General features: G+C 70.9%; 18 protein-coding genes, 1 pseudogene and 1 riboswitch. Of the genes and pseudogenes, 10 read left to right on the forward strand and 9 right to left on the reverse strand.

Annotated elements, in window-relative coordinates; all coding sequences use genetic code 11:
• The first annotated feature begins 59 nt into the window (after positions 1-59).
• Positions 60-683, forward strand: a complete 624-nt coding sequence (locus K9S39_RS37890) for a GNAT family N-acetyltransferase (RefSeq protein WP_248867825.1) — start codon at positions 60-62, stop codon at positions 681-683.
• Here the strand turns inward: K9S39_RS37890 and K9S39_RS37895 are convergent.
• From K9S39_RS37895 to K9S39_RS37915, 5 genes are read right to left on the reverse strand one after another with little or no spacing between them, the layout of a single operon-like run.
• Entirely contained in the window at positions 632-2,491 is a 1,860-nt protein-coding gene (locus K9S39_RS37895) for a TIM barrel protein (protein WP_248867826.1), read from the reverse strand. The genes K9S39_RS37890 and K9S39_RS37895 overlap by 52 nt on opposite strands.
• 29 nt (positions 2,492-2,520) lie before the next feature.
• Entirely contained in the window at positions 2,521-2,853 is a 333-nt protein-coding gene (locus K9S39_RS37900; protein ID WP_248867827.1) for a hypothetical protein, read from the reverse strand.
• Positions 2,850-3,665: an ABC transporter ATP-binding protein gene (locus tag K9S39_RS37905; protein WP_248867828.1), complete on the reverse strand. Its 816-nt coding sequence runs from the start codon at positions 3,663-3,665 to the stop codon at positions 2,850-2,852. The genes K9S39_RS37900 and K9S39_RS37905 overlap by 4 nt, the downstream gene beginning before the upstream one ends.
• Complete coding sequence (locus tag K9S39_RS37910) at positions 3,658-4,758, reverse strand: FecCD family ABC transporter permease (RefSeq protein ID WP_248867829.1); 1,101 nt, start codon at positions 4,756-4,758, stop codon at positions 3,658-3,660. Before K9S39_RS37910 ends, K9S39_RS37905 begins: the two co-directional genes overlap by 8 nt.
• Positions 4,739-5,875, reverse strand: a complete 1,137-nt coding sequence (locus tag K9S39_RS37915) for an ABC transporter substrate-binding protein (RefSeq protein ID WP_248867830.1) — start codon at positions 5,873-5,875, stop codon at positions 4,739-4,741. Before K9S39_RS37915 ends, K9S39_RS37910 begins: the two co-directional genes overlap by 20 nt.
• A gap of 176 nt (positions 5,876-6,051) precedes the next feature.
• Positions 6,052-6,254, reverse strand: a riboswitch (cobalamin riboswitch).
• A gap of 291 nt (positions 6,255-6,545) precedes the next feature.
• Between K9S39_RS37915 and K9S39_RS37920 the strand changes: the two genes are divergently transcribed.
• The 4 genes from K9S39_RS37920 to K9S39_RS37935 all read left to right on the forward strand — a co-directional run bounded on the left by K9S39_RS37920 (position 6,546) and on the right by K9S39_RS37935 (position 11,673).
• Complete coding sequence (locus K9S39_RS37920) at positions 6,546-7,664, forward strand: serine hydrolase domain-containing protein (RefSeq protein WP_248867831.1); 1,119 nt, start codon at positions 6,546-6,548, stop codon at positions 7,662-7,664.
• 289 nt (positions 7,665-7,953) lie between these two features.
• Positions 7,954-10,683: a heavy metal translocating P-type ATPase gene (locus K9S39_RS37925; protein WP_248867832.1), complete on the forward strand. Its 2,730-nt coding sequence runs from the start codon at positions 7,954-7,956 to the stop codon at positions 10,681-10,683.
• Entirely contained in the window at positions 10,680-11,039 is a 360-nt protein-coding gene (locus K9S39_RS37930) for a metal-sensitive transcriptional regulator (RefSeq protein ID WP_248867833.1), read from the forward strand. Before K9S39_RS37925 ends, K9S39_RS37930 begins: the two co-directional genes overlap by 4 nt.
• Positions 11,040-11,274: 235 nt before the next feature.
• A complete protein-coding gene (locus tag K9S39_RS37935; RefSeq protein ID WP_248867834.1) occupies positions 11,275-11,673 on the forward strand; it encodes a DUF4345 domain-containing protein in 399 nt (132 codons plus the stop codon).
• A gap of 167 nt (positions 11,674-11,840) precedes the next feature.
• On the opposite strand, the pseudogene K9S39_RS37940 reads toward K9S39_RS37935, so the two are convergent.
• Positions 11,841-12,023 (reverse strand): annotated as a pseudogene (locus K9S39_RS37940) (RidA family protein); the annotation flags it as partial.
• Positions 12,024-12,136: 113 nt separating this feature from the next.
• Here K9S39_RS37940 and K9S39_RS37945 point away from each other — a divergent pair.
• Positions 12,137-13,366 carry a serine hydrolase domain-containing protein gene (locus K9S39_RS37945; RefSeq protein ID WP_248867835.1) on the forward strand — a complete coding sequence of 410 codons (1,230 nt, stop codon included), beginning with the start codon at positions 12,137-12,139 and terminating at the stop codon, positions 13,364-13,366.
• Here K9S39_RS37945 and K9S39_RS43205 read toward each other — a convergent pair.
• On the reverse strand, positions 13,360-13,494 hold the full coding sequence (locus tag K9S39_RS43205) for a hypothetical protein (protein WP_406708083.1): 135 nt from the start codon (positions 13,492-13,494) through the stop codon (positions 13,360-13,362). The genes K9S39_RS37945 and K9S39_RS43205 overlap by 7 nt on opposite strands.
• A gap of 394 nt (positions 13,495-13,888) precedes the next feature.
• Between K9S39_RS43205 and K9S39_RS37955 the strand changes: the two genes are divergently transcribed.
• The 3 genes from K9S39_RS37955 to K9S39_RS37965 all read left to right on the forward strand — a co-directional run bounded on the left by K9S39_RS37955 (position 13,889) and on the right by K9S39_RS37965 (position 16,815).
• A complete protein-coding gene (locus tag K9S39_RS37955) occupies positions 13,889-14,479 on the forward strand; it encodes a toxin (RefSeq protein WP_248867836.1) in 591 nt (196 codons plus the stop codon).
• Positions 14,480-14,584: 105 nt separating this feature from the next.
• Positions 14,585-15,805: an MAB_1171c family putative transporter gene (locus tag K9S39_RS37960; RefSeq protein WP_248867837.1), complete on the forward strand. Its 1,221-nt coding sequence runs from the start codon at positions 14,585-14,587 to the stop codon at positions 15,803-15,805.
• 8 nt (positions 15,806-15,813) lie between these two features.
• Positions 15,814-16,815: an aldo/keto reductase gene (locus tag K9S39_RS37965; protein WP_248869156.1), complete on the forward strand. Its 1,002-nt coding sequence runs from the start codon at positions 15,814-15,816 to the stop codon at positions 16,813-16,815.
• 208 nt (positions 16,816-17,023) lie between these two features.
• On the opposite strand, the gene K9S39_RS37970 is transcribed toward K9S39_RS37965, so the two are convergent.
• Positions 17,024-17,920 (reverse strand): sulfatase-like hydrolase/transferase, encoded by an 897-nt coding sequence (locus K9S39_RS37970; protein WP_248867838.1) that lies wholly within the window; start codon positions 17,918-17,920, stop codon positions 17,024-17,026.
• Between the two features lie 243 nt (positions 17,921-18,163).
• Complete coding sequence (locus K9S39_RS37975; protein WP_248867839.1) at positions 18,164-19,363, reverse strand: polysaccharide deacetylase family protein; 1,200 nt, start codon at positions 19,361-19,363, stop codon at positions 18,164-18,166.
• A gap of 232 nt (positions 19,364-19,595) precedes the next feature.
• Here K9S39_RS37975 and K9S39_RS37980 point away from each other — a divergent pair, with 232 nt between their 5' ends.
• The gene (locus tag K9S39_RS37980) at positions 19,596-19,781 is read left to right on the forward strand and encodes a hypothetical protein (RefSeq protein WP_248867840.1); all 186 of its coding nucleotides are present in this window, start codon (positions 19,596-19,598) and stop codon (positions 19,779-19,781) included.
• The last annotated feature ends 77 nt before the right edge of the window (positions 19,782-19,858 follow it).

The following is a 19,858-nucleotide window of genomic DNA, read 5'->3' on the forward strand; positions in this document are numbered from 1 at the left end:
CCTGCCACCGGCCGGAAAACCGGTGGCGGGCCTGGCCCGCCCGCGGTGAGGATCGCGGCATGGACACCTTCCTGGAGACCGACCGGCTCATCCTGCGCGCGTTCACGACGGCCGACACCGACCACCTGCTCGCGCTGGACAACGACCCCGAGGTCGTGCGCTTCATCAACGGCGGGCGCCCCACAAGCCGTGACGTGATCCAAGAGCGGAGCCTGCCGCGCCTCGTGCACGACTACCCGTGCCTGGGGACCCGCGGCTACTGGGCCGCGCAGGAGAAGTCCACCGGCGCCTTCCTGGGCTGGTTCGAGTTCCGGCCGCTGGACGAGCACAGCCCTGCCGTGGTCGAACTCGGCTACCGCCTGCACCAGGCGGCATGGGGGCGCGGCTATGCCACCGAGGGGTCCCGAGCCCTGATCCACAAGGGGTTCACGGAACTCGGGATCGAGCGGGTCACGGCGAGCACCATGGCCGTCAACATCCGGTCCCGCCGCGTCATGGAGAAGTCGGGCCTGTCGCTCGTCCGGAGCTTCACCGGGGACTGGCCGCAGGCGATCGACGGCTCCGAGCAGGGCGAAGTTGAGTACGCACTCACCCGTGACGCGTGGCAACGGCTTCGCCAGGCGGCAACCGCTCAGTTGGGCGCCGGAGCCGCCGGAGCGCTGGAGTGGAGGGTGGCGTTGTAGCGCTGGACCTCGCCGGCGGTGCGGTCGCAGCCGATCAGGACCGGTTGCGGGCCCAAGGGGCGGAGGCCGGCGGTGTGGTGGTGGGTGGCGCCGGTGCGGGGGTCGTGGGCCGTGAGGGCGTAGTGGGTGTCGGTGGTGGGGTGCAGAGTGAGGTGGTGGGCGGGCCAGTCCCAGCCGTAGGTGCGGAAGAGCTCGCGTTCGAGGACCTGCTCGCCGGGGTGGCGCAGGCAGGCCCAGCCCCGGTAGAGGTCCATCAGGTCCGCCGGATGGCCGGTGCGGTCGACCAGTTGGGCCATGCGGCCCGGGGTGAGGTTGCCCCAGTAGCGGGCTTCGGGCAGGTCGACCAGGGTGGGGGCGAAGCGGTGGCCGCCGAAGCTGCTGATGCGCCAGACGCGTACCTTCCCCGTACTGCCGTGGGCTTCCCGGAGCTCCTTGTAGAAGGGGTAGCCGCGGGTGCCGCAGCAGGCGTCGACCGAGGCATGGGTGCAGACGACGAGGTCGCGGTGGGCGGTGGTGTCGCGGTAGGGGGTGAAGGGGGTCAGTGCGGTGGGTTCTTGAGCGGCGTCCTCGGTGGGTTCTTCGGGGAAGAGGGCATCGATCAGGGCCGGGGCCCGCTCGGCGGGGAGGTGGTGTTCGACGCGGGTGAGGGGGGCGGCGATCCCGGGAGTGCGGTCGAAGCGGATGATGCGCATCAGACCGGGGACGGAGTACTCCGGGTCGGGGGCCGCGGCGAAGGTCTTCATCGTCAGGCCGCGTTCCTCGGTGCGGCGCGTGGCGGTGCGCAGGGCGGTGCGCAGCGGTGCGGGGACCCGGTCGGTCTCCCATACCGGGGTGCCCATGCCGGGCGGCCAGGGCAGGGGGAGTTCGAGCATGAGGTACCGGTCGAAGGGGCGGGCGGTGCCGATGGGGTCCTCGGCCGCGGTGCGGGAGACCAGGGAGCAGGACTGCCGGGCCGGGATCGTGGGGTGCGGTTCCGGGCGGTCCGGGGTGCGCCCGGCCATCGCGTCCATCAGGTTGCGGCGGGCGCGGTCCGCCTCGGAGTCCAGTTCCTCGACGGTGCCGAGCCTGGTGACGCTCTCCACCGCGCTGGGCCCGGTGAAGCCGTGGGCGCGCAGGGTCCGGTAGAGCTCGGTGAAGTCGACGATGCCGTCGCCGGGGGTGATGGCGGGCGGCATCCCCCCGGTGGTAGTCGCCCGCCGCGCGCCACGGGCCGGGTGGTCGCGTACGCCGACCGCCGCGATGTACGGGGCGAGTTCGGCCAGCCCCCGGGCGGGCGGCTCGCCGCCGTAGTGCACCAGGTTGCCCGCGTCCCAGCAGGCACGGAAGGCGTCGTGGCCGACCCGCTCGACGACGGAGAGGGTGTCGGCGGCGGTACGGGTCAGGCCGCCGTGCGGCTTGACGGCGATGGTCACCCGGTGGGCGGCGGCGTACGGGGCGGCCGCCGCCATGAGCCGGAGGTAGCGGTCGCCGTGGGCGGGCTCGGGGCAGCCCATGTCGACCAGGGTCGGCACCCCCAGGCGCGCGCAGTGGTCTATCTGACGGTGCAGTGCGGCCGGCGTCGCGTCGTCGTCCCGATCGAGGTCGGCGGCGTGGCTGAGGACGAGGAGTTCGAGACCGTGGTCGCGGATGACGGCGCCGATCTGCTCGGCCCGGTCGGCCGGGGTGTCGGGGGTGATCACCTCGGTGACCCCGTGCACCGGCAGGGCGACCGCATCGTACCCGGCCGTACGGATGCCGCGCAGCGCACGCTCCAACGGGAACTGTGCCCAGGGGCGGACGGTGCAGGCGAGGCGGGGCGTGGTCGTCATGGCGGTGCCTCTCTTCAGGGTGGCGTGGGTCAGCGGCGGCGGGCGACCACGTCGTGCGGATGGCGGTGCAGCGAGGCTTCGACGCGTCGCCACGGTTCCGGAAACCGGTCTTCGGCGCACCAGCCCGGTGTCAGGCCGGCGTTGAGCAGATCGGCGCGCGGCCGGCGCTGGATCTGGTACCGGCCGAGCCGCGCCCCGAACCGGTCCCCGTGGCGTGCGGTGAGCTCGCACAGGAGCCGGCCGATGCCGTCCGGATCGGCGTCGAACAGGTCCAGGGCCGTGGTCGGGGTGGGCTCCGGCGGGGTGCTGGTGTGCCGGTCGTAGGAGGCGGTCCAGCCGTCGGGGAGTGCGGGCGCGTTCATGGGAACGGCTCCTGGTCGTAGCGGGTGACGATGGTGCGGCGGGGTGGACCGCCCTGGGCGGCGTCGAGGGAGAGGGTGTGGGCGCGGACGCCGTAGAGAGCGGAGACGGCGGTGTCGGTGAGCAGGGCGTCGGCCGGGCCGGTCCGGACGTCGGCGCCGCCGTACATCAGCAGTGCGGTGTCGGCGATCTCCAGGGCGTGGTCGGGGTGATGGGTCGTCAGCACGATGGCGCGGCCCTCGTCGGCGAGGCCGCGCAGCAGGTGCAGCACCCGGCCCTGGTTGCGCAGATCCAGCGCGGAGGCGGGCTCGTCGAGGACGAGTACGGGGGCTTCGGCGGCGATCGCCCGGGCGATCAGCACGAGTTGGCGCTCTCCGCCGCTGAGCGTGGGGTACTCGCGGTCGGCCAGCGGGGCGAGCCCGACCCGCTCCAGGGCGGCCAGTGCCAGCTCGTAGTCCCGGCGGCCGGGTGTGGCCAGCGGCCGCAGCCGCCGTACGCGGCCCATCAGCACCATGTCCAGCGCCGTGTAGGCGAAGGTGGTCCGGTGGCTCTGCGGGACGAAGCCGATCGCCTCACGGGCCCGTACCCGCCCCTCGGTGGGCTCGGCCAGCCCGACGAGACAGCGCAGCAGGGTCGTCTTGCCGCGGCCGTTCGGGCCGAGGACGGTGAGAACCTCGCCGGGGGCGAGCCGGTGCGAGACGCCGCGGAAGAGCCAGCGACCTGCTTCAGGGGCTCCATGGGCTCCATGGGCTTCATGGGCTCCATGGGCTTCATGGGCTTCATGGGCGAAGCCGAGCCCGTCGAGCTCAAGCATCGGACCACATCCTCCGGCGGCTGCGGTGCAGCAGGACGAGGAACACCGGGGCACCGACCAGGGCGGTCAGCACGCCCAGCGGGATCTCCGCGGTACTCAGATTGCGGGTGACGGTGTCGATGACGGTGAGATACGCCGCCCCCAGGCCCAGGCTCACCGGGATCAGCACCCGGTGGTCCGGGCCGACCCACAGCCGCGCCAGATGCGGCACCACGAGCCCCACCCAGCCGATGACCCCGCTCACCGCGACCGCCCCGGCGACGACCGCGGCCACCGCGGTGAGCAGCAGCCAGCGCAGCCGCCCGGGGCGCATTCCGAGCGTCGCGGCGTCCTCGTCCCCCAGCGACAGCACATTGATCCGCCAGCGCAGCGCACAGATCAGCGCCCCGCCGAGCAGCACCGGCACCCCGGCCACGGCGACCTTGCCGTAGGTGGCCGTGGCGAGGCTGCCGAGCAGCCAGAAGACCAGCGACTGCAACTCGCTGTAGGGGTCGGCGAGATACGTGAGCAGCGAGACCAGCGCCGCGAAGAACGCCCCGACGACGATCCCGGAGAGCACGATCGTGAGCGGCGGTGCGGGCCCCCGCACCCGGCTGGTCGCGAAGACCGCGCCGAGGGCGAACAGCCCGAACCCGAAGGATCCGAGCACCAGCGCGGCCGAGCCCAGACCGAGGACGATGGCGAGCGCTCCGCCGAAGGACGCGCCGGAGGAGACGCCGAGGATCTGCGGACTGACGATCGGGTTGCCGAAGACGGCCTGCAGCGCCGCACCGCAGACGGCCAGTCCCGCGCCGACCAGCATGGCCAGCAGCACCCGGGGGAGCCGGACGTTCAGCACCGCCGCCTCCTCGGTGGGTGTCCAGGTCCGTTCGAGCGGCAGCAGCTGCCCGAGCAGAATCCGTACGACCTGGTCGACGCCGACCGCATAGCGGCCCACGGCAAGGGCGGTGACGGCGACGAGCAGCACGCCCGCCGGGAGGACGAACAGCGCGGTGCGGCGGCGGAGTCCGGCGGCCGGTATCGGCGTGGCTCCCGGCCCGCCGGGTCGTTCCGGCCCGCGCCGGCCGCCCCGCTCAGCGGCCGAAGTCGTCATAGTCCCGGGAGCCGGAGTTGGCCTTCGTCCGCAGGATGACGTCCAGCTGGGCGGCGGTGGGCTCGGCACCGTAGAGGAACGCGTACTGGCGGACCACCTCGTCCCGCAGCCCCGGCGCCCCGGTGCCGTGCACCAGACCGGCGAGCCACTGCCACATCAACGGCGACTCCTGGCTGGGCGGGTCCCAGCGGTAGCCGCCCAGCGGCACCTTGTAGACGCGGCGCTCGCGCACCGCCCGCAGGGTCGCCAGCGCCGGTTCAGCGTAGAGATCCTTCGGGGCGGCCGGCCCGAAGTTGCCCAGCAGGATGATGTCGGGGTCCCATTTCAGGAGCTGTTCCCTGTCGATGGTGACCTGCTCGTCGTCGACCCTGGCCGCGGGGTTGCGGGCGCCGACGAGCTCGGTGACGTAGTGGTTGTAGGAGGCGCCGCCCCCGGCCTGCAGTCCGTCGGCGGCGCCGCGCAGATAGAGCACGGACGGCGCGTTCTCGGCGCCCGCACCGGACGCGGGAAGCCGGCCGCGCAGCCGCTTCAGGGCCGTACGCATCCCGTTCACCATCTTCTCGGCGCGTTGCTGCTTGCCGAGCAGCTTGCCGTAGAGGGTGATGGCGCCCTCCAGGTCCTTCTGGGTGCCGTAGGTGAGCCGGGCGACGGTCAGCCCGGCCTTGCGCAGTGGTTCGACGATGCCCGGACCGCGGTCGCCCCACTGGATCACCACATCCGGTTCCAGCGCGAGCACGCTCTCCACGTTGGGTGCGAACTCGGCGCCGGCGACCTCGGTGGGGACCTTGAGCAACTCGGGGTGGGCCGTGCCGAGGAAGCTGCCCTCGATCGCGGTGCGCGAGGCGGCGTTCATTCCGGCCAGCACCTCAGGCCCGCCGTTGACGGCCACCACCATGGAGGCGGCGGGCAGCGGGATGGTCACCACCCGGCGGGCCGGGCGCGGCAGTTCGACGGTGGCGCCGGTCAGGTCGGTGACGCGGAGTCCGTCACCGGTGCCGGCCGCGGGTTCGGCCCGCCCGCAGGCCGTGCCGAGAATGGGCAGGGTGGCTGCGGCGAGGGCGCCGCCCAGCAGTCGGCGGCGTGAGACGTCAGGGCTCGGCACGGTGGGTCCAGGCATCCGGGATCCTCTCCGGTCCGGAGCACGGGCCACCAGGGGACCGGCACCCGGGACCGCAACGCACTCCGGCCACGGCCCACTGGGCCGCCGGCCGCGCACGCCGAGCACCCGAACGGGTCTGCCGCGTCTGTCGCCGCCGCAGACCTCATGCACGCCTCCTGGGGTCCACGCCCCGTGGATGGTGTCCGCGACAGGTCAGTGTCCTGACTCCCGGATCGCCGCTCGCCCCGACCTTCCAGCATCGCTGCCGTGGTCTCCGTGGGGTCCGCTCCCCGGTCACAGTGGCGGGACCGTGCCGGATTCTCACCGGCTTCCTGGCTCCCGTCGCGCAGTTCGTCGGGCACACAGTAGCCAACCCGCCTGCAGGGGGAAAAGGAGAGCCCGTTCACACTGATGCACGGGGGGCGCGAGCCAGGGGGCGTGAGCGCGGGACGAGCGGGCGCGAGTCGCCGACGCGTACGGGCACGAGCGGGCACGAGTCGCCGCGTAGGGATGCCCTCGCCCAACACCCGGGCGGGAGCCTCGTCGGGCAGCTGTATCTTGCGGGGGATCTTGCGGGCGGCACAGTTTCCTTGCGTCAAGGGGCGGGGACAGGGTTCCCATGCCCGATCGTTCTCCTCAGTTTCGCCGTGTCCGCGCCGCATCGTCCGGGTCTCGGCGCGGGATCACGATGGCGGCTGTGATGGCTGTGGTGGCTGCTGCCCTGGCTGTCGGAGGTGCTCCGGCGCGGGCTGGTGGTTCGGCTGACGTCGTGCGGCAGGCTCTGGTCCACCTGGTGCGCGATGACGGGTACCCCGCCGCCTTGGCCGCGGACCGCGGCCGTCACGGTCGTATCCGCCACTACACCGCCGGTGTCGCGGACTTGAGGACCGGGGCGGAGGTGCCGGTCAACGGGCAGGTGCGGGTGGGGAGCAACACCAAGACGTTCACCGCCACCGTCGTCCTGCAGCTGGTCGGGGAGGGCAGGGTCGCCCTCGGCGCCCCGGTCGAGAAGTATCTGCCGAACCTGGTGCGGGGCAAGGGCATCGACGGTCGCCGCATCACGGTACGTCAGCTGCTGCAGCACACCAGCGGACTGCCCAACTACACCGACTTCATCGGCGACCCGACCGGCAAGGAGCGCCATACCTACGTCCGGCCCCGCGCACTGCTCGACCTGGCGCTGGCGCACAAGGCGCACTTCGCTCCCGGGGCCCGCTGGGAGTACAGCAACACCAACTACCTCCTGGCCGGCCTGATCATCGAGAAGGTCACCGGCCGCCCGCTGGCGGAGGAAATCACCCGCCGGGTCATCGAGCGCATCGGACTGCGCCACACCTACTTCCCCGCCGCGGGCGACGAGAGCATCCGGGAAGCCCACCCGGAGGGGTACGCCGCGAAGGGCGGGGGAGTGATGAAGAACATCACGGAGCTGGACCCCTCCTGGGCCTGGGCCGCCGGGCAGATGATCTCCACCCCCGGCGACCTGAACCGCTTCTTCTCGGCCCTGCTCGGCGGCAGATTCCTGCGGCCCGCGCAGCTCGCCCGGATGCGCACCACCGTCGCAGTCCCCGCCGGCCGTCTGTGGCCCGGTGCCCGCTACGGGCTGGGCGTGATCGGTACGCCGATGAGCTGCGGCGGTCTGATGTGGGGGCACGGCGGTGACATCCCCGGCTACGGGACGCGTACAGGGGTCACCGATGACGGCCGTGCCTTCACGGTCGCCGTCACCGCGGACTCGGACTCCGCACCCGTCAGACAAGGCCCCGCCGATGTCCAGGCCGCCGTCGACACCGCCTTGTGCAGGTGACGGGTGACAGCCGGCGCTCGTGGTGACGGTACGTCCGGTCGGTCCGGGCTGTACTGATCCGGGGATCGGGGCGCGCCGGGCTGCGGCCCGCGCGCGGCCGCGTGTGCGGGGGCGTGGCGGTGGGGCCGGGTGGGATGCATGGTGCACGCGGCGGCAAGGTCTCCGAGGGGGATCAGATGTGGGGCGCAAGGGCCACCTGTCCCGGGCATGGGGGCCGGTCAGCCCCTGCCCCGTAGGGGTAGCCGCGCGAGGCTGGAGGGGAGCGAACACGCAGGGAGGGCGATCCGCCATGGGAGTCGCCGATGTCGTCGTGGTGGTCTCCGCCGCCGTCCTGATCGCCGGGTTGGGCTGGTTCTTCTTCGGCCCGCGCCGGGCCCGTGCCGCACGGCTGGAGGGCGGGGTGCAGCGGGCCGAAGTGACGGTGCGCGGCGGCTACAGCCCCAACGTCATCAAGGTCCGCCAGGGAGTGCCGGTGGAGCTGGTCTTCGACCGGCAGGAGTCGGGGGAGTGCACCTCCCGGGTCGTCTTCCCCGACCTGCGGGTCAGCGCCGGACTGCCGGCGTACGCACGCACCGCCGTGCGCCTTCGCCCGTCCGACACCGGTTCCTTCGGCTTCACGTGCGGGATGAACATGATCCACGGCACGCTGCTGGTGGAACCGGACGGTGGCCAGGAGACCGATGCCGGCCCGGACGGTGGCCGTCCCGCAGCCCGCACGGCGGGGCCGGTGGACAGCGAGGCCACTGCGGCACAGGCCGAGGCCGCGGATGCCGCCGAGCGGGCGGCCGAGATCGCGGATCTGACCCGCCGGGTCGCTGTCGGCGCGCTGCTCACCCTGCCGGTGGTCTTCGCGGTGATGGCGCATGAGCTGTTCGGCGCCGACTGGGTGCCGGGCTGGCTGCTGAACCACTGGCTGCAACTGGCGTTGATCACGCCGGTGATGTTCTACACGGGGCGGCCGATCCACTCCACCGGCTGGCTGGCCCTCAAGCACCGCGGCGCGGAGATGAACAGCCTCATCACGCTCGGCACGAGCGCCGCCTACGGCTACAGCCTGCTGGTCACGCTCGCGCCCGGTCTGCTGCCGGAGGAAGTGCGCGAGGTGTACTTCGAGGCGGTCGGCGTGATCCTCACCCTCATCCTGCTCGGTCGGCTGCTGGAGGCCCGTGCGAAGGCCGGTACCGGCGAGGCCATCCGCGCCCTGCTCGGCCTGCGGGCACGTACCGCCCGGGTGCTGCGCGACGGCGCCGAGACCGAGATCCCCGTGGAAGACGTGGCCGTCGGCGACGAGGTGGTGATCCGGCCCGGGGAGAAGGTGCCGGTGGACGCCGAGGTGCTGTCGGGCTCCTCCGCGGTGGACGAAGCGATGGTGACGGGCGAGCCGATGCCGGTCGGCAAGCGGGCCGGGGACACGGTGATCGGGGCGACCGTGAACGGCACCGGCAGTTTGCGGGTGCGCGCGAGCAAGGTCGGCGCCGACACCGTGCTCGCGCAGATCATCCGCATGGTGCGGGCCGCCCAGGCGTCCAAGGCCCCGATCCAGCGGCTGGCCGACGCGGTCTCCGGCTACTTCGTGCCCGTGGTCATCGCCATCGCCGTCGTCACGTTCGCCGTGTGGTTCACCGTCGGCCCGGCCCCGGCGCTGACTCTCGCGCTGGTCTCCGCGGTCGCGGTGCTGATCATCGCCTGCCCGTGCGCGCTGGGCCTGGCCACCCCGTTGTCCGTCATGGTGGGCACCGGCAAGGGCGCCCAGGCGGGCATTCTGATCCGTTCCGCCGAAGCCTTGGAGACCGCGCACAAGCTCGACACGGTCGTGTTCGACAAGACCGGCACGGTCACCGCGGGCAAGCCCGTGCTGACGGACGTGCGGACGGCCGACGGCCTCGACGAGACGGAGCTGCTGACGCTGGTGGTCGCGGCCGAGGAGCTGAGCGAGCACCCCCTCGCGGCGGCGATCGTCGCCGGTGCCCGGGAGCGCGGCCTCACCTGGACCACGGCGGGCGACTTCGACTCGGTCACCGGCCAAGGCGTGCGAGCCACCGTCGACGGCCACGCCGTGCTCGTCGGCACCGCCCGGCTGCTCGACGACGCGGGGATCGACACCAGCGTCCTCGCCCCCATCGCGGCGGATCTGTCCGCCCAGGGCAAGACTTCCGTCCTCGCGGCCGTCGACGGCCGGCCCGCCGGAGTGCTCGCCGTCGCCGACACCGTCAAGGACGACTCCGCGGCCGCGATCGCCGCCCTGCACCGGCTCGGACTGGAGGTGGCCGTCATCACCGGCGACAACGCCGACACGGCGGCCGCGATCGCCCGCCAGGTGGGCGTGCGCCGTGTCCTGGCCGAGGTGCTGCCCGAGCACAAGGCCGACGAGATTCGCCGGCTGCAGCGCGAGGGCCGCACCGTGGGCATGGTCGGCGACGGCATCAACGATGCCCCCGCTCTGGCCGCGGCCGATGTCGGCCTCGCCATCGGCACCGGCACCGATGTGGCCATCGAGGCCGCCGACATCACCCTCATCTCCGGCTCGCTGACCGGAGTGGTCACCGCCATCCAGCTGTCGCGCGCCACGATGCGCAACATCCGGCAGAACCTGTTCTTCGCCCTGGTCTACAACGCCGTCGGCATCCCTCTCGCCGCCGGGGCGCTGTACCCGCTGTGGGGCATCCGCCTCAGCCCGATGGTCGCCGCGGCCGCCATGGCCCTGTCCTCCCTGTCCGTCGTCACCAACGCATCGCGCCTGCGCCGCTGGGGGCCCGCCACCTCATCGGCACCCGCCACGGTGGAACCCGTCGAACCCATGGTTGAATCCGCCGCCCAGCGACAGAGCGACGACAATCCGACGGTGGATCCGGTGTGCGGCATGTCCGTCGACCCGGCGGCCGCCGCCGCACGGCGCGATACCGCGACCGGCAGCTACTTCTTCTGCTCCGCCCCGTGCGCGAGCGCCTTCGACGACGATCCGGACAGTTACCGCACATCCACGACCAGCGATACGCACGACGGAGGTGGACCACAGTGACCACCGTCCCCGCCCACAACCGCACCGCGGACGCGACACCGAACCCGAACCCGCACTTGAGCCGGAACCCGCACCAGCCCGGATACGCCGAACACAAGGCCGACCACCTCGCCCGGCTGCACAAGGTCGAGGGCCAGGTGCGCGGAGTGACCCGCATGGTGACCGACGATCGGTACTGCATCGACGTCCTGACCCAGATCAGCGCCGTCACCCGCGCTCTGCAGGAAGTGGCGCTCGGTCTGCTCGACGAGCACGTGCGCAACTGCGTGGCCGATGCGGCGCGTTCGGACCCGGCCGAGGGCGCCACCAAGCTCGACGAACTCACCATCGCGCTGCGCCGAACGCTGCGCCTGTGATCCGTCGCGGCACCGGGGAGAGCCGGGACCGCGAGGGCGCCCCTTGGCCGGCGGCATCGCTCATGGCCGGCAAGGCAGTCGGCCGGAACGGCCCTCCTTGAGCAACGGCCGGATCGGCCATCCTTGAGTTCCGGCTCCGGCGGCAGCGTCCCCAGTGGCGCCATCTCCTCGTCGGTGGGGCCATTCGGGGGCGGGGTCCCTCGTCGAGGAGGGGCAGGGGAGGGGCGGTGGGTTCATGGCCAGGGTCACGGTGCTCCGGTGGCTCGGACTGGCAATGGGATACGCCTGCGTGGCGATCGGGCTCTTCCACGTACTGGCCGGGAACTCCTCGGTGCCGGGCGCGGGTTCGGCCGGCCCGACGGTCGACAGCCTGGGGCGGTTCTTCGGCGCGATCTTCGCCGGTTACGGCCTCGGCTGGCTCTGGACGGCCCGGCAGTCACCGATCCCCGCGACGGCGGTGCGGTGGCTGACCGGGGTGTTCCTGCTGGGTGCGCTCGGACGGCTGCTGTCGCTCGCCGTGCACGGGTGGCCGCACTGGTTCCAGGTGGTGCTGGCGGTCGTCGAACTGACGCTCTCGCCGCTGCTCTTCTGGCTGGCGGATGCCGAGGAGAAGGCTCTGCGAGTTCGGGGCTGAGGGCGCTCGGCCGGCCCGTCGGGGCAGTTGTGGTTGATTGCGCTGGACGCACCAAACGCCCTGACCTGCCGAGCTGCTGGTGAGTACCGGCGTCCCCCGCGCGGGCCGCGGCGGAGGCCGCCGTCATGCCCGCGACGCCGAGGCTGCCGAGGACGGCGGCGGCCTGTTCAGCCCATGACCGCGGTGGCTTCGACCTCGACCAGACGGTCGGGTACGTCCCGTGCCGCAACACCCAGCAGCGTGGCCGGCGGTACCGGGGTGACCCCGAGCTTCGCGGCCGCCCGGGAGATCCCCTCAAGGAGCAGAGGCATCTTGTCGGGGGTCCAGTCGACGACGTAGACGGGGATCTGGCAAGAACTGCCAGCCCCGCGCCCTCGCCCAACGATCAACCTTGAAGCTCGCGTTCGGCGTCTCCACCACCACAGGGGCAGGACCCTGCCCCTCGGCGACTGGAGGCACACCCATGAAGCAGCGGGCTACGCGCACCCCCTTACTCGCTCTGGCAGTGGCCGCAGCCGTGGGAGCGGCCACGCTCGCCCCGTCCGCATACGCGGCGCAGTCGGATCACGGCCACAACGCGACCCGGGCCGCACTGCGTGATCTGGTCGAGAAGGGTGAACTTCCCGGGGCTGCCGCCAAGGTCAGGGACAGCAAGGGGAGTTGGTTCGGAGCGTCCGGGTACGCGGACACCGCCACGGGCCGCAAGCGCTCGGCGGGTGACCACTTCCGCGGGGCCAGCATCACCAAGACGTTCGTCGCGACCGTCCTGCTGCAGCTGGAGGCGGAAGGGAGACTGAGCCTGGACGACACGGTCGAGTCATGGCTGCCGGGCTTGGTGCAGGGCAACGGGTACGACGGCAGCAAGATCACTCTGCGTCGGCTCCTCAACCACACCAGCGGCATGGCCGACTACACCGCGGACCCCGCATTCGTGCACAATGCCGCCGGCCCCGGCTTTCCGGAGCACCGGTACGACACCCATACGCCCGAGGAACTCGTGGCGATCGCGCTGAAGTACCCTCCACAGCCCGATCCGGAGCGGGCTCCGTTGTACTCGAACACCAACTATGTGATCGCCGGGATGGTCATCGAGAAGGCAACCGGCCATTCGTACGGGCAGGAGGCCATCCGCCGCATCATCCAGCCGTTGAAGCTGCACGGGACGTCGTTCCCCGGCACGGCGCCGGAGATGCCGGACCCGCACCCCGTCGGCTACTCCCGGCTCCACCAGGATGCCCCCGACGCCAAGATCCATGACGCCACCCGGCAGAACATGACCTGGCTGGGCGCAGCCGGCGACGTCATCTCCACCAGCGGCGACCTCAACCGCTTCCAACGTGCCCTGATGCGAGGCAAGTTGCTGCCCCCTGCGCAGATGAAGGAGATGCTCGACGAGGTGCCGGCGGGCGAGGGAATCGGGTACGGACTCGGGGTCGAGTTCGCGACGCTGTCCTGTGGCGTGAAGGTGGTGGGCAAGAGCGGCCGTACGAACGGCTCACTGTCCGCGATGGTCGGTACGGAGGACGGGAAGCACCAGCTGACGTTCCACATCAACGGTGACTGGCTGCGGGACGGATCGCTCTACGTCAACGTGATCGAGGCGGAGTTCTGCGGCGCAGTCCCGGCCACGACCGGCACGTCGTCGTCCCCGACAGGGCAGCTCCCCGGCTCCCTCGCCGCCTTCCCTCAATAGGCCACACCGACACGTCCGGCCACCGCGGCGCCCGACGGCTGCTGCTCGATGGGCAGTCGCCCGGACAGGTCGCGGTCGCGGCCGGCTTCTACGACCAGTCGTACCCGAGCCGGCATGTCAAACGGCACGTGGGCATAGCCCCGGGCGCGCTTTGCCCACGAGGGCGCGCCGGGATGGCGGCTCAGGCCCCACGGACCGAACTCGTGATGACGGCTGCCGCCCGGCGCGGAGACCGACGAGGCCCGCTACGGCCGACGCGCCGCGCTGTCACACCGGCTGTGCTTCGACGTCGAGTTGGCGGGCGGCGTACCTTGGGGCAGAGTCGGCGGGGACGGCTCCGGCGACGGATAGCATCGCCCTGTCGACGAGCAGGGGAAAAGCAGCGTCAAGGAAAAAGCAGCGTCAAGGGGAAGGCAGCGTCAAGAGGAAGGGCATGTCGCAGCGTTCATGGCTCCTTTGGGAGCGGGTCTTGGGGGAGATGACGAGTTCGGGGTGGGGAAGGAGCAGGCGTCGGCTGTGGACTTGACTTCCAGGACTCACAAGCAGCCCCGTGAGAAGGACCGCAACAAGGATCGCAACAAGGACCTCAAGCACCTGCGACGGGCTTCTGGTGAGGTACTGGCCCGCCTGGACCTGCCCGACGGATGCAGTATCGCCACACTGATGGAACGACTCAGCACCGATCGGGGCCGCCCGATCCGGCTCGTATCGCTTCCTCTGGGCGCGGAGACTCCCTGCGGTATGTGGCTGGCGACGGACACCTTCGACGTCATCATCGTCGAGGCGGAGACCAGCCGTCTGCACCAGGACCACATCATCGCCCATGAGCTCGCGCACATGCTGTGCAACCACTGCGACTCCGTGGGATTCGACATGGCGGTGATGCGGCAGCTGCTGCCGAGTCTGGATCCACGGCGGGTGCGGGAGATGCTGGGGCGCACCAGCTACTCCACCGAGGAGGAACAGGAGGCGGAGATCGTCGCCTCCCTCATCCTCGAACGCGTTACCCGGCCTCCGGTGGAGTCGGTGTGGCGGGTACCGTCCGCTGATGCCGAGACCGTCGCGCGTATCGAGAACTCGCTCAATCCGAACCCGGGGCCCCATGCACGCTAGTTGCTTCACGGCGCACCATCGCCCCAAGGGCCCAGGTGAGTTCTGCCGATTGGAAGTCCGCCGACGGGAAATCTGCCGACGGGAAATCTGCTTACGGGAAGTCTCATGACCGGCGTGAAGGCCGTCGTCTTCCCCGCATGCGCCGTCCTCTGCGCACTCGCTCTTCTCTATCGACTGCGCGACCTGCGCCATCAGAGAAACGATCCGGCAGTGCGCGCGCTGCTCATCGCGTTCCTCTGCAAGGGGATCTCCTTCACGCTCTCCACGCCCTCCGTCTCCCGGTCCGTGGACGCGCGCCTGGGAGTGGCCGATCTCGGGGCGCTCGGCATTCACCTCCTGGGCGGCGTCGCGTCCAGCGCTGCCTTCCTCGCGGCGATCGTCTACTGGGTGTACCCGCCCGAGGCCGCCCGGCGGCACGCCTGCGTCCGGCTGCTCGTCGCTGCCCTGTGCGCGGTCGCCATGCTCACCCTGTGGGCGGCGGCGGGAACGGGCGCACAACAGCGCAGCGCGCACTATCTGCTGCAGAACGCGCACCGCCCGCTGGTCGCCGGCTATCTGCTGCTCTACGTCGGCGCGTTCGGCGCCGGCATGATCGAGATCATCCGGCTGTGCCGGCGCTACGGGCGGGTGGCCGGCCGGCAGTGGCTGCGCAGGGGCCTGCACAGCACGGCGATCGGCGCGAGCGCGTGCCTCGTCTACGTTCTCAATCGCCTGCTCTCACTGATCGCGGTGCAGTGCGGACTGGACCCACTGGAATGGGAACTGCTGACCCCAGTGGCCAACGGGACCGGCATCTTCTTCCTGGTGGCAGGGCTCACCATGCCCTCCTGGGGACCGAGCGTCTCCGAGTTGCGGCGTCGGGTCCGCAACTTCGTCGCCTATCAGCGGCTGCATCCCCTGTGGAGCGACCTGTACGCGGCCGCTCCGGACATCGCGCTCAACCCGCGCCATGCCGGCCGCCTCGCTCGCTTCCTGCCCGGCGACATCAGCTATCGCCTCTACCGCAGGGTCATCGAGATCCAGGACGGTCTGCTGGTGCTGCGCCCGTACATGGACCCGGCTGTCGCCACCGGCGCTCGGGAGTCGGCCGAGGAGGCGGCGCTGTCGGGCGACCAGTTGCACGCCATGGTGCAGGCCAGATCGCTGGCTTCGGCTCTGTGCGCGAAGCACGAGAACCGTCCGCCGGTCGGGACCTCAGCGGCGCTCGGCCCCGAGGCCGCCAAGGGCGGGAGCTATACCGAGGAGGTCGCGTGGCTGCTGCAGGTCGCCCGCGCCTACACCGCCGTTCGGACCATTGTTCGGACCACTGAGAGGAAAGTTCGATGAAGCACGGCATGAAGTACCGCAAGCTGGGGAGCGACGGCCCCGAGGTGTCCGCGATCGGCCTGGGCTGCATGGGCATGTCCGTCGCCTATGGCGTTCCGGACGAGGAGGAGTCCCAGCACACGCTGGATCGCGCCCTGGAGATGGGCATCACCCTCCTGGACACCGCCGACGCCTACGGGCGGGGCGGCAACGAGGAGTTGGTCGGCCGATGGCTGCGCCGGCACGCTCACGAGCGGGACCGGATGGTCGTGGCGACCAAGTTCGGGCTCCGCCATGACGCGGCCACCGGCCGGGTCGGCGACGTCGACACCTCCGCCGACTACGTTCCTCTCGCCTGCCGGGCATCCCTGCGCCGCCTGGGGGTTGAGCACATCGACCTCTACTACGCGCATCGCCGCGACCCCGCCACGCCCGTCGAGGAGACGATCGGCGCCATGTCCCAGCTGGTGGCGGCCGGTCTGGTCCGGCACATCGGACTGAGCGAGGTCAGCGCCGCGACGCTGCGCAAGGCCCATGCCGTCCACCCGGTCAGCGTGGTCCAGGTGGAGTACTCCCTCTTCACCCGCGGCGTGGTGGAGGGCGAACTGCTCGCCACCTGCCGGGAACTGGGCATCGCCGTCGTCGCCTATTCCCCGCTCGGGCGCGGCATGCTCACCGGTGCCCTTTCCTCCCGCGACGACCTGATCCCGCAGGACAACCGGCGGCGCTGGCCGCGGTTCGACGACGCGAACATCCAGCACAACCTGGCACTCGTACAGGCGGTACGGGATGTCGCCGAACGGATCGGCTGCTCGCCCGCCCAGGCCGCGCTGGCCTGGCTGCTCGCCCAGGGCGAGGACATCGTGCCCATCCCCGGCACCAAGCGCCGCCGCTACCTGCAGGAGAACGCCGCTGCCGTGGCTCTCTCCCTGACCGAGGCCGACCGCGATCTGCTACGTCGGGCAGTGCCCGAGGAGGCGGTGGCGGGCGAGCGCTACCCGGAATCGGCCCTGGAGCGGCTGGGACACTGAGTGGCCACCGGCTCCTGGAAGGACGACGGATCAGATCTCCCCGCCCCTCGGGATCCGCCCTGCAGTCGGCTCGTGCCGCCTGAGCAGGGCCCGGATGCTGCGTTGACGACGGCGGTCGCACGGGGCACTCATCCGCTGTTCCGCGTCGAACTCATACGGCCGGTGCCCCTGTTCCCCGGTCGTCACCCTCGCCGGATACCCGCTACCGCTACCTGCCGAGGCGTCCGACCCACAGGGGGACGCGCAGAACTTCGGGTGTGGTGTTGCCGTGCCCGACCAAGCCCCGTTCGGCGAACGATTGACCATGGTCCGCGCACACGACCACCAGTGTGTCACGAGCTGCGCCGGCCAAGGCCGTGAACATGTCCGCAAGATGCCCGTCCACCCATTCCAGCGCCTGCACCTGAAGCTTGCGCACCGCCTCCAGGCGCCCTTCCTCCCATAGTGAGCTGTCACCGTGCAGGGGTGCTCTCCGGTGAATGTGCCGGCCCATCTCACGGAGAGCTTCCACCAATGCGTCGTCGAGGGTTCCCGCGCTCGGTGTGCAGTACGGAAAGTGTGTCTCGGGGAAGTTCACGAAGCCGAAGAATGGTTCGCCGCGGAGGAGTTGGTTGGTGAATTCTTCGAGCTGTTCTGTGGGGAGAGGGCGGTGCGTGGGAAGGTCGGGGTCGATGGCCGTTGTGGGGGCTCCGGCCCGTTCTCCTCGGTAGCGGAAGTGGGGGAACAGAGCCGGGAGGACGCTGGAAGGCATGGCGGGATCGAAGAACGGGACCCCGCCGAGCCCCGCGGTGAACACACCTGCGCGCGCATAGTGTTCGACGATCGTCGGGCTCTCGAACACGACATAGGTGCTGCGCTTCCAGGCGCGGCAGGCGTGCGACCACAACTGCTGGTAGCGGCCGAGGAATTGCTGACCATCCAGGGGTTTGGGAAGGAAACCGGAGAAGAACGCCCAGTGCGCCGGGAGCGTGAATGTTCCGGCGGTCTCGGCGACGACGAAGGGGCCGAGACGGTCCAGCGCGGGCGTCATGGCGCTGGCGGCCGTGTCGACGCGGCACGAGTCAATCGTGAGGAAGAGCGTGTTCCCGGTGGGCGTTGTCGACACCGCAGCTTCTCCGTTCCCTCAGCAGGACTCAGCGAATGGGAGTGCCGAACATGGGACCGTGCAGCCAAGGCCGGACGGTCCTGACTCGCAGGTTTTCGGCATACGGCGGCTTCGTCAACCCCGCGTCCTACTGCGATGGTTCGGCGATGCTGTGCTGAGCGCCGGCCGGTTCGGGTATCGGACAGTACGCGCAGTCCGGCCCCGTAGCCGTTCCTCCTGCCACGCCGGGCGCGCTCGGCGCCGTCAGCCGCGTCCGGTGAATTGCTGCCCGACCCCGAGCCCCCGCAGGCTGGCGAGGACTTTCGGGTCCTGCGCGTCGAGCCAGTCGCACAGCTGGCGGAAGGAGACCATCCGGACATCCTTGTGCTTCTCGTCGGCGATGTGCTTGACCGTCTCCTCGATGGCGTCCATATAGATGCCGCCGTTCCACTCCTCGAAGTGGTTGCCGATGAAGAGGGGGGCGCGGTTGGTCTCGTAGGCCCGCTTGAAGCCCGCGATGTACGCCTCGGCGGCCTCCTTGCGCCAGCCCGGGTAATTGGCCGTCGGGCCCTTGGTGGAGTTCTTCGACTGGTTGAACATGAAGTTGTAGTCCATCGAGAGAACTTGGAGGGAGCCGCCGCGGAACGGTATCGACTGGAGCGGAAAGTTCCACAGGCCCTGCTTCTTGTCGGGCCAGACCTGGAGACCGCCGGGGGAGCTGGCGTCGTACCGCCAGCCGCGCTTCCTCGCGGTCGGCAGCAGGTTGTCCTGGCCCAGCAGACAGGGGGTACGGCCGCCTACGAGCTCCTTGCTGTAGTCGAACGGCAGTGGTTCGAGGTCGGTGAAGCCGGTGTTGGTGCGCCATTTGGTGACGAAGGACATGGCCTGCTCGATCTCGGAGTCCCACTGGGCGGGGGTCCAGTGCTCGACCGAACCCCTGCCGCCGCAGAAGTGGCCGTTGAAGTGGGTGCCTATCTCGTGGCCCTCAAGCCAGGCCGCGCGCAGGTTCTTCAGCGTTTCCTTGATGTGGTCGTCGGTGAGGTAGCCGATGGCGGAGGCGCCGACGGGGTTGTTCGGCGGCTGGTACAGGCGCTTCTTCGACTCCGGCAGCAGATAGAGCCCGGAGAGGAAGAAGGTCATCGCCGCGCCGTGGTCCTCGGCGACCTTGCGGAATCGGGGGAAGAGGCCGTTGCCGACCTCGCCGGCGCCGTCCCAGGAGAAGACCACGAACTGGGGCGGTTTCTGGCCCGGCTCCAGCCGCTCGGGCTCGGGAGGCTGCTTCGGCTGCTTGCCGGTGTACGCGGTCGAGCCGTCGCCGATCGGTTTCGCCTTGCCCGTTGTCCCGGGTTCGGCCGTCACCTTGCCGGGTGCCGACGCCCCGGAAGAGGAGCAGCCGGCCACGGAGAGTGCCGCGGCCGCTCCTGCTCCGAGCCCGAGCATCCCCCGTCGGCTGAATTCGCGCATAGCGGCTCCCATCGCATTTCTTTGGCTTGAAGTCGTCGTCGGTTGCCCCGTGAGAGGGCGTACCGGATTCCGGGGTTCCGCTATGGCGGCGAGAATTCAGAGCGTGGACGGAGGGGGCTACGGAGGGTCTACGGGCTGTCTACGGATGGTCGACGTAGGGCACCGGCCGGTAGCCGGAGGGTCGCGGAACGGTTACACACTGGATCCGGCGGCAGGGTGCGGGAGGGGTCTCGTGAGCGCGGCCAGGCGGGGCCGCCAGCCGGGGGAGGGGGCGCGGGCCGCTGTCAGCCCGGCCGACGGCTTGAACAGCGGACTCCGGAGTGCGGAGCTGACGCCGCACCTCCGGCTCGCCGCCCTCTGCGCCGCGCTGCTGTGCCGCCAAGGCGCCGAATCCGGCGTACATGACAACCGTGATTGAGCATGCATGACAACCGTGCTTCCGCTTCTTCCTTTTGGCGGGGCGACATCGTTCGGTCATGGACACGATTCGGCCAT

Source organism: Streptomyces halobius (assembly GCF_023277745.1).
Classification (GTDB): domain Bacteria; phylum Actinomycetota; class Actinomycetes; order Streptomycetales; family Streptomycetaceae; genus Streptomyces; species Streptomyces halobius.

Bases quoted from the DNA above. Each gene is read 5' to 3' on its own strand.
- K9S39_RS37890 (WP_248867825.1), top strand. From the start codon at position 60: ATGGACACCTTCCTGGAGACCGACCGGCTCATCCTGCGCGCGTTCACG.
- K9S39_RS37895 (WP_248867826.1), bottom strand. From the start codon at position 2,491: ATGACGACCACGCCCCGCCTCGCCTGCACCGTCCGCCCCTGGGCACAG.
- K9S39_RS37900 (WP_248867827.1), bottom strand. From the start codon at position 2,853: ATGAACGCGCCCGCACTCCCCGACGGCTGGACCGCCTCCTACGACCGG.
- K9S39_RS37905 (WP_248867828.1), bottom strand. From the start codon at position 3,665: ATGCTTGAGCTCGACGGGCTCGGCTTCGCCCATGAAGCCCATGAAGCC.
- K9S39_RS37910 (WP_248867829.1), bottom strand. From the start codon at position 4,758: ATGACGACTTCGGCCGCTGAGCGGGGCGGCCGGCGCGGGCCGGAACGA.
- K9S39_RS37915 (WP_248867830.1), bottom strand. From the start codon at position 5,875: ATGCCTGGACCCACCGTGCCGAGCCCTGACGTCTCACGCCGCCGACTG.
- K9S39_RS37920 (WP_248867831.1), top strand. From the start codon at position 6,546: ATGGCGGCTGTGATGGCTGTGGTGGCTGCTGCCCTGGCTGTCGGAGGT.
- K9S39_RS37925 (WP_248867832.1), top strand. From the start codon at position 7,954: ATGGGAGTCGCCGATGTCGTCGTGGTGGTCTCCGCCGCCGTCCTGATC.
- K9S39_RS37935 (WP_248867834.1), top strand. From the start codon at position 11,275: ATGGCCAGGGTCACGGTGCTCCGGTGGCTCGGACTGGCAATGGGATAC.
- K9S39_RS37945 (WP_248867835.1), top strand. From the start codon at position 12,137: ATGAAGCAGCGGGCTACGCGCACCCCCTTACTCGCTCTGGCAGTGGCC.
- K9S39_RS37960 (WP_248867837.1), top strand. From the start codon at position 14,585: ATGACCGGCGTGAAGGCCGTCGTCTTCCCCGCATGCGCCGTCCTCTGC.
- K9S39_RS37965 (WP_248869156.1), top strand. From the start codon at position 15,814: ATGAAGTACCGCAAGCTGGGGAGCGACGGCCCCGAGGTGTCCGCGATC.
- K9S39_RS37975 (WP_248867839.1), bottom strand. From the start codon at position 19,363: ATGCGCGAATTCAGCCGACGGGGGATGCTCGGGCTCGGAGCAGGAGCG.